Origin of the sequence: Sphingomonas sp. LH128 (genome assembly GCF_000293195.2) — a bacterium.
GTDB lineage: Bacteria > Pseudomonadota > Alphaproteobacteria > Sphingomonadales > Sphingomonadaceae > Novosphingobium > Novosphingobium resinovorum_A.
The window spans coordinates 1-6,238 of record NZ_ALVC01000111.1 but is presented as its reverse complement, the minus strand read 5'-3'; the positions used below and the strand labels follow the sequence as shown (position 1 = coordinate 6,238).

General features: G+C 67.6%; 10 protein-coding genes and 1 pseudogene. 1 reads left to right on the top strand and 10 read right to left on the bottom strand.

Annotation, left to right across the window (positions count from 1 at the left end; genetic code table 11):
* From LH128_RS09285 to LH128_RS09265, 5 genes are all read right to left on the bottom strand, one after another.
* Positions 1–338 (bottom strand): DUF4440 domain-containing protein (locus LH128_RS09285; RefSeq protein WP_008829360.1); only part of this gene is annotated, 338 nt, incomplete at its 3' end.
* Entirely contained in the window at positions 335–637 is a 303-nt protein-coding gene (locus tag LH128_RS09280; protein ID WP_008829359.1) for a YciI-like protein, read from the bottom strand. The genes LH128_RS09285 and LH128_RS09280, both read right to left, overlap by 4 nt.
* Before the next feature lie 39 nt (positions 638–676).
* Positions 677–1,270 carry a hypothetical protein gene (locus LH128_RS09275; RefSeq protein ID WP_008829358.1) on the bottom strand — a complete coding sequence of 198 codons (594 nt, stop codon included), beginning with the start codon at positions 1,268–1,270 and terminating at the stop codon, positions 677–679.
* 127 nt (positions 1,271–1,397) lie between these two features.
* Positions 1,398–2,141: a DUF72 domain-containing protein gene (locus LH128_RS09270; protein WP_008829357.1), complete on the bottom strand. Its 744-nt coding sequence runs from the start codon at positions 2,139–2,141 to the stop codon at positions 1,398–1,400.
* Entirely contained in the window at positions 2,138–2,422 is a 285-nt protein-coding gene (locus tag LH128_RS09265) for a hypothetical protein (protein ID WP_008829356.1), read from the bottom strand. Before LH128_RS09265 ends, LH128_RS09270 begins: the two co-directional genes overlap by 4 nt.
* Positions 2,423–2,542: 120 nt before the next feature.
* Here LH128_RS09265 and LH128_RS09260 point away from each other — a divergent pair, with 120 nt between their 5' ends.
* Entirely contained in the window at positions 2,543–2,851 is a 309-nt protein-coding gene (locus LH128_RS09260; protein ID WP_008829355.1) for an alkylphosphonate utilization protein, read from the top strand.
* A 61-nt stretch (positions 2,852–2,912) separates the two neighbouring features.
* Here LH128_RS09260 and LH128_RS09255 read toward each other — a convergent pair whose 3' ends face one another.
* From LH128_RS09255 to LH128_RS09235, 5 genes and pseudogenes are all read right to left on the bottom strand, one after another.
* Entirely contained in the window at positions 2,913–3,710 is a 798-nt protein-coding gene (locus LH128_RS09255; protein ID WP_008829354.1) for an IclR family transcriptional regulator, read from the bottom strand.
* An 8-nt stretch (positions 3,711–3,718) separates the two neighbouring features.
* The gene (locus LH128_RS09250) at positions 3,719–4,729 is read right to left on the bottom strand and encodes an LLM class flavin-dependent oxidoreductase (RefSeq protein WP_008829353.1); all 1,011 of its coding nucleotides are present in this window, start codon (positions 4,727–4,729) and stop codon (positions 3,719–3,721) included.
* A gap of 85 nt (positions 4,730–4,814) precedes the next feature.
* Positions 4,815–5,156: a YnfA family protein gene (locus tag LH128_RS09245; protein ID WP_008829352.1), complete on the bottom strand. Its 342-nt coding sequence runs from the start codon at positions 5,154–5,156 to the stop codon at positions 4,815–4,817.
* Complete coding sequence (locus LH128_RS09240; protein WP_008829351.1) at positions 5,153–5,791, bottom strand: MarC family protein; 639 nt, start codon at positions 5,789–5,791, stop codon at positions 5,153–5,155. Before LH128_RS09240 ends, LH128_RS09245 begins: the two co-directional genes overlap by 4 nt.
* A 10-nt stretch (positions 5,792–5,801) precedes the next feature.
* Positions 5,802–6,238: pseudogene (locus tag LH128_RS09235) on the bottom strand (hypothetical protein); the annotation flags it as partial.

Genomic DNA, 6,238 nt, shown 5'->3' with positions numbered 1-6,238 from the left:
CCCGCCACTTCGCGCCACTTGGCGGCGTAAGTGCCCGAGGCTCCGGGAATTTCCGAACCACCTTGCGTTCCGTACCAGCGTCCGTGCTCCATGGCGATCGGCTCGGCGGAAGAAATGGCCACGCTTTCGGACGTGCGAACATAGACCATCCGCCCGGAATGGCCGAACTCACGCCGCCAGACTTTCACTTGCGCCATCCGGCCCGCGATCACGGCGCTGTCGGTGCCGGTAACCATGACGCAGTCGCGCGCCAGCAGTGGCCCGATCGCCGCCGCATCGCCGTCCGCAATGGCCCTGTTGAAGGCGGCTCGGCGGCTGCGGATCGCCAGTTCGCTCACGGCCTCACCGGAGCCGAAGCCTCTTTGCCCACGACGGTCACCCAGCGCCGGACGTTCCAGCGCTCGACCAAGCCCTCGGTCACATAAGGGTCGGCCTCGGCGAAAGCCTCCGCAGCTTCCGGCCCCTCGCCGGCGAACAGCAGCATCGCCGTATCGAGCGGATCCTCGACCGCGCCGCCAAGCAACAGTTCGCCGCGCTCGGCCGCCTGCCATGCGAGGTCCAGATGCGCGGCGCGAAATTCGGCCCGGCGCTCGAGGTAACCGGGCGCGAGGTGATAGATCAGCAGGTAGTGGTTCATCGCCCGACCATGCCCGGCGGCACGACCCGGGGAAACCCCTCAGCCACAGCCTTCCACATAGGCCAGCACCGGCATCTCGCCGACATGGATCAGGCCGACCTTGCCGTCAGACTTGATCTCGAAGCGCAGCGCCGATTCTCCGGGGCGGGCATTGGGAGCCGTCAGGTACTTGGCGGGCGCGGCTTCGTACTTGTGCGGCTCCTCGCGGAAACCGGCGAACCACTTCTTCACGTCGCCCTCGGTCGCACCGACGCCAATACCCTCGGCCAGCTTGACCGTGGAATTCGCGCCCAGCGTGATGCGGCGCACCTTGCCCTCGGTGACGATGGCATACACCCCGGGGTAGTCAGGCGAGCTGATCGCCGTGCAACTGTCGCTTTCCTGTGCGCCGCGTGACGCCCAGGAACTGCCCTTGGGCACCGGCTGACCGATCTTCAGGTCACCCAGCCCCTCCAAGCCAAGCACTTTAGGGTCGCTCGCGGGAGTGACGGCGGGCGCAGCCTCCGAAGGCGCGGCCTCGCTGGCCAGAGCCTCCTCGCTCGCGGAAGCGGTTACACTCGGCTCCTCCGGCCCGGACGAGCAGGCGGCGAGGGGCAGCAGGACGAGAGCGGCGAGCGCGGCAATCCGTTTCATGATAGCCAAAACGGATCGCAATCGCTCAGGTTGCCGGGGCGATCGACAAAGATGCCAAGGGTAAGAAAATGCGAGGGTTATTACCCTCGCGCTCCGGGGACTGTCGGCGTCGCACCCTGCAGCATCCTCAGCGCCCGACTTTCTCGATCAGCTTCATTGCCGCAGCAGGCGCCCGCTCCTTCGCGCCATTGATGAAGAAGGCGAATACTTCACGGCCTTGTCCGGTCCAGCCGCCGACACGCTTTGCCCATGTGTCGAGGTCTTCGTCCGGATAGCCCTGTTCCAGTTCGCTTTGCGCGTTCTGCAGGCGGGCGTAGACGAACGGAGCGCAGTCCGTCGCATCCAGCACTGCATATTTGGGCGAATCGGCCAGCACCACCGCTACCCCGGCCTTGCGGCACAAGTCGAAGAAGGCCGAATCGTCGAAACTCTCGTGCCTTGCCTCGATCGCGTGGCGCACCGTCAGGCCCTCGTGACTGGCGGGCAGCAGGGCGAGGAAGGCGGCGATCTCGGCCGCGTCGAACTTCTTGGTGGCCGCAAGCTGCCAGTTGATCGGCCCCAGCTTGTCGCCCAGTTCGACCAGCCCCTGCGCCATGAACCGCGCCACGCTCTCGCCCGCCTCGGACAAGTCCTTGCGGTTGGTGCAGTACCGGCTGCCCTTGAGCGCGAAACGGAAGCCATCGGGCACTGCATCGCGCCACTTGGCAAAGCTGGCGGCGCTCTGGCCGCGATAGAAGGTGGCGTTGATCTCGGTGCCGGTCAGGTGTTCGCCGACGTAGGCCAGTTCGCGCGACTGGGTGAGGCCCTTGGGATAGAACAGCCCGCGCCATGGTTCATAAGTCCAGCCGCCAATGCCGATGTGAACACTCATGATTTCTTCCGGGCGAGGCGTTTACGGTTTGCGGTGACCTTGCGGCGGTAATGGCGCACGGCCTTTCCGGCGGTCTTCGGAGATGCACTCGACGTCGCCAGCATCATGCCCACTTCGGCGGCCGCCCTGACCTTTTCCGAGACCATCAGCGCATTTTCGCGGTCGCTGCCCTTGCCGGTCATCATGTCGCTGGTGCGCATGCCCATGACCATGAGCGATTCCGCCCAGAGCCAGTAGCTGTCGTGGGCGAGTTTCATCCAGTCGGTGGTCGGGTTGCGCATGCGTGGCCCTCCTTGGGAAGAGGCAGCGTAGCACCGGCTTGCGATGCTGCGAAGGCGGCATGCTGCTGGTCAAACGCGCGTCGCGCTGCCAAGGGCGCAAAGGCATCAGGAGAATGGATCATGGCAAGCGACGACGAGGATTATGTCTACGACGAGGACAGCGGCGAATGGCTGCCTGCCTCGGAACTGACGGCGAAGCGCGCGGCGGCCGATGCCGTGGAAGTCCGCGACGCGGTCGGCAATGTGCTCGCCGACGGCGATTCGGTGACGCTGATCAAGGACCTCGACGTCAAGGGCGCAGGCCAGACGCTGAAGCGCGGGACGGTGATCCCCGCGATCCGCCTGACCGGCGATGCGCAGGAGATCGACTGCCGCTATCCCGGCATCAAGGGGCTGGTGCTGCGCGCGGAGTTCGTGCGCAAGCGGTGAACCATGCCCGCGGGCCGACTGCCTTCGCGGATAGGACGACATGACATGAAACGGGCGCGCCCTACCTGAACCCCAGACTGCGCGAGATCGCGGCGGCCTCGTCCCGCACCAGCCGGACGAGTTCGTCAAGCCGCCCCGCCGCGCGCGCGCTGGGCGCGGCGGCAACCAGCGCGCCGACGACCTCGCCCGCCGCATCGCGCACCACGCAGGCCGTACCGGTGACGCCCTCGGCCGCCTGATCGACAGTCTGGGCGCACCCTTTCGCGCGGGCCTGCTCGACTGCCAGCGCCAGCGCGGCGGGGTCGATCTCGGTCCCCGGCGCCATCCGCGCCAGCGTCACGCGCTTGAGGTAGGCATCGACCGCCGAGGGCGAACACATGGACAGCAACGCCCGCCCCGCCGCCGTCGCGTAGAGCGGCCGCCTGTCCCCGATCGAGACCGAATAGCGCACCACGTTGCGGCTCTCTACGAGGTCCACGTACGTGACCATGTCGCCGTCATGATCGCCCACCGCCAACAGCACCGTCTCCCCGCTGCGCGCGGCCAGCCGCCGCATCCCGTCGCGCACGAGGTCGGAGCTTTGCAGCCGCCGCCGCGCCTCGGTCAGTGCGCTGCCGAGGCCGAAAGCGCCCGGACCGAGCCGCCAGACGCCATCGGCCGCGACGACGAGATCCTCGTCCGCCAGCCCGCGCAGCAGCGCCGCAAGGCTGCTCTTCGGGGTCTTCAGACGGCGGCTGAGATCGGCCAGCGACACCGGTTCGCTGCTGACGCAAAGGGCTTCGAGCAGGCGGATGACCCGGGTGACCGACTGCGGTGACCCGCCCCGGCGCTCGCCGTCCTTCTCCGCATCCTCGATCACGCAAGCCCTCACTGGAAATGCGGGAGCACCTCCCGCGCGAAGAGCCCCGCATAAGCGAGGAAGCGCTCCGCCGGAAGGCCGGGCGGCATCATCATCGTGAATTGCTCGACCGGGGCCTTTTCCAGCAGGCGGTGGAAGTAGGCGACCGCCTCGGACGGGGTCAGGATCTGCAGGATGCCGCTGGCCTTGAAGGCATCGAGGCTCATCGCCTGGATCGTCGGACCGTCAAGGCCGATGGCCTTATCTTCGTTCATCCAGCCGCCGTAGCTATTGTTGACGTGGTGGAAATGGGGCGCCAGTTCGTCCAGCGCCGCCGCCTTGTCCTCGGCGACGACCAGCATCAGGCCCTGTATCCAGATGCGTGCATCGGCTGGGTCCTTGCCCGCCGCTTCCAGTTTCTCGCGGTAGAGCGGCCAGATCTCGGGATTGCCGAAGTAGCCATCGCCGTGCCGCGCAACCCGCTCCATCGCCTTGGGCGCGAAGCCGCCGATGTAGAGCGGGATATGCCCCCGGCTTGAGAGCGGCCCGGCCTTGGCGCCGTGAAGAGTGAAGAAGCGGCCTTCGAAGTCTACCGTCTCGCCGGACCAAAGGCGGCGCACGATCTCCAGGAATTCGTCGAACCGGGCGCCGCGCTTGGTGAAATCCAGCCCGTGCGCCGCGTACTCCCGCGCACGATAGCCGATCGCGAGCCCCAGTTGCAGCCGTCCGCCGGACAGACTGTCGAGCACCGCGCAGTCCTGCGCGAACCGCAGCGGCTCGTAGAGAGGGGCAAGCGCGATGCCGGTGCCCAGCCGCATCCGCCGCGTGCGTGCAGCCATCGCGGCGAGCGCCACCAGCGGCGAGGACATGTAGCCGTCCTCGGCGAGATGGTGCTCGGGCACGAAAGCGCCGTCGAAGCCCAGCGCTTCGGTTTCCGCAACCACGTCGAGGATTTCGGCGTAGAGCGCTTCGGGCGGGCGGCCCCACGGGGCCGGATTGCGGAAATCGTAGAGGTAGCTGAATTCCAGCCCGCCGGTCATGCAGCCTTCTCCGTCGTTTTGTGATTTGACGCGAGAGTAGAGGCCGCCACCCAAGCGGCAAGGCGCGGGGGCGATGAATGGGGCCTCAGCCCTTATGCGGCCCCAGCAGGATCACCGCCGCCCCGGCAAGGCAGAGCAGCGCGCCGCCCATGTCCCAGCGGTCCGGTCGCACGCCCTCGACCAGCCATAGCCACAGCAGCGCCGAGGTGATGTAGATGCCGCCGTAAGCCGCATAGGCCCGGCCCGCCTGCGAGGTGTCCACCAGCGTCAGCAGCCAGGCGAAGATCACCAGCGAGACGCAGCCCGGCACCAGCCACCAGACCGGCTTGCCCATCCGCAACCAGCCCCAGAACGCGAAGCAGCCACCGATCTCGGCCAGTGCGGCGAGGAGGTAGACGGCGGCGGTCTGGATCACGCCCCCGGTCATGCAGAAAGCAGCGTCGCCTTGACCCCGTCGATCACATACTGCGCCGCCAGCGCCGCCAGCAGCACGCCCAGCAGGCGGGTGATCACCGCCTCGACCTTGTCGCCCAGCACCTTCATCAGCGGCCCGGCAGCGGCAAGCGCGGCGAAGGCGAGCAGCATCACAGCGATCATCGCGCCCAGGATCGTCAGCGTCTGCTCGGTGCCGTGCGCGCGGCTGGTCAGCAGCATCATCGTCGCGATCGAGCCCGGCCCCGCCAGCATCGGCATCGCCATCGGGAAGACGGAGACGTCCTCGATCTCGGGCGTGGCGGCGTTGTGGGCGATGATCTTCTCGGCCCGCTCCTCGCGCCGCTGGGTGCGCTTCTCGAAGACCATGTCGATGGCGATCATGAACAGCATGATGCCACCGGCGATGCGGAAGGCGTCGAGTTCGATGTGCAGGGCGTTCAGCAGCGTCTTGCCGAACAGCGCGAAGACCACGAGGATGATCGCCGCGATCACGCAGGCGCGGGTCGCCATGGAGATTGCCTGCGCGCGGCTCGCCCCGGCGGAGAGCCCGGCGTAGATGGGCGCGCAGCCCGGCGGATCGATGACGACGAAGAGCGTGACGAAGGCGCTGAGGAAAAGCTCGTACATCCGCCCTACCCTAACCTTGCGGCGTCACCTTGTCCTCTACGATCGTGTCGAATTGCGTACCATTCCACAGTTGTACGCTGACGGTGCGGGCATCGTTGGCGCTCATGACCGTGACGTGCCAGCGCAAGGTGCCGTCGAGCGAGTTGCCCCCGGTGAAAGTGCGCGCGTCCGCAGGCGGCGTACCCGGCGGCGGCGCGTCGGGGCGGCGGCCGCATTTCGCAACCCGCGCGGTGAGCATGTCGGGCTCCGGCAAAGCGCTCGGCAGGGTGTCGCCGTGGTCGAGGACCCAGCGATACTCGCCCTTCTTCTGGCGCTGCCAGATCGTGGTGTACCAGCCGACCGAGCCGTCCGGGCGCTGCCAGGCGCCCTTGGTTACGCCCAGCGTGCCGTCGCAGCTCATCCAGACCTGATGCGGCTCCCACTGCACGGGAGCGGCGGGGGCGGCCT

What these genes read in the sequence shown, in the direction of transcription:
- LH128_RS09280 (WP_008829359.1), bottom strand. Translation starts at nt 637, where the DNA reads ATGAACCACTACCTGCTGATCTATCACCTCGCGCCCGGTTACCTCGAG.
- LH128_RS09275 (WP_008829358.1), bottom strand. Translation starts at nt 1,270, where the DNA reads ATGAAACGGATTGCCGCGCTCGCCGCTCTCGTCCTGCTGCCCCTCGCC.
- LH128_RS09240 (WP_008829351.1), bottom strand. Translation starts at nt 5,791, where the DNA reads ATGTACGAGCTTTTCCTCAGCGCCTTCGTCACGCTCTTCGTCGTCATC.
- LH128_RS09260 (WP_008829355.1), top strand. Translation starts at nt 2,543, where the DNA reads ATGGCAAGCGACGACGAGGATTATGTCTACGACGAGGACAGCGGCGAA.
- LH128_RS09245 (WP_008829352.1), bottom strand. Translation starts at nt 5,156, where the DNA reads ATGACCGGGGGCGTGATCCAGACCGCCGCCGTCTACCTCCTCGCCGCA.
- LH128_RS09270 (WP_008829357.1), bottom strand. Translation starts at nt 2,141, where the DNA reads ATGAGTGTTCACATCGGCATTGGCGGCTGGACTTATGAACCATGGCGC.
- LH128_RS09265 (WP_008829356.1), bottom strand. Translation starts at nt 2,422, where the DNA reads ATGCGCAACCCGACCACCGACTGGATGAAACTCGCCCACGACAGCTAC.
- LH128_RS09250 (WP_008829353.1), bottom strand. Translation starts at nt 4,729, where the DNA reads ATGACCGGCGGGCTGGAATTCAGCTACCTCTACGATTTCCGCAATCCG.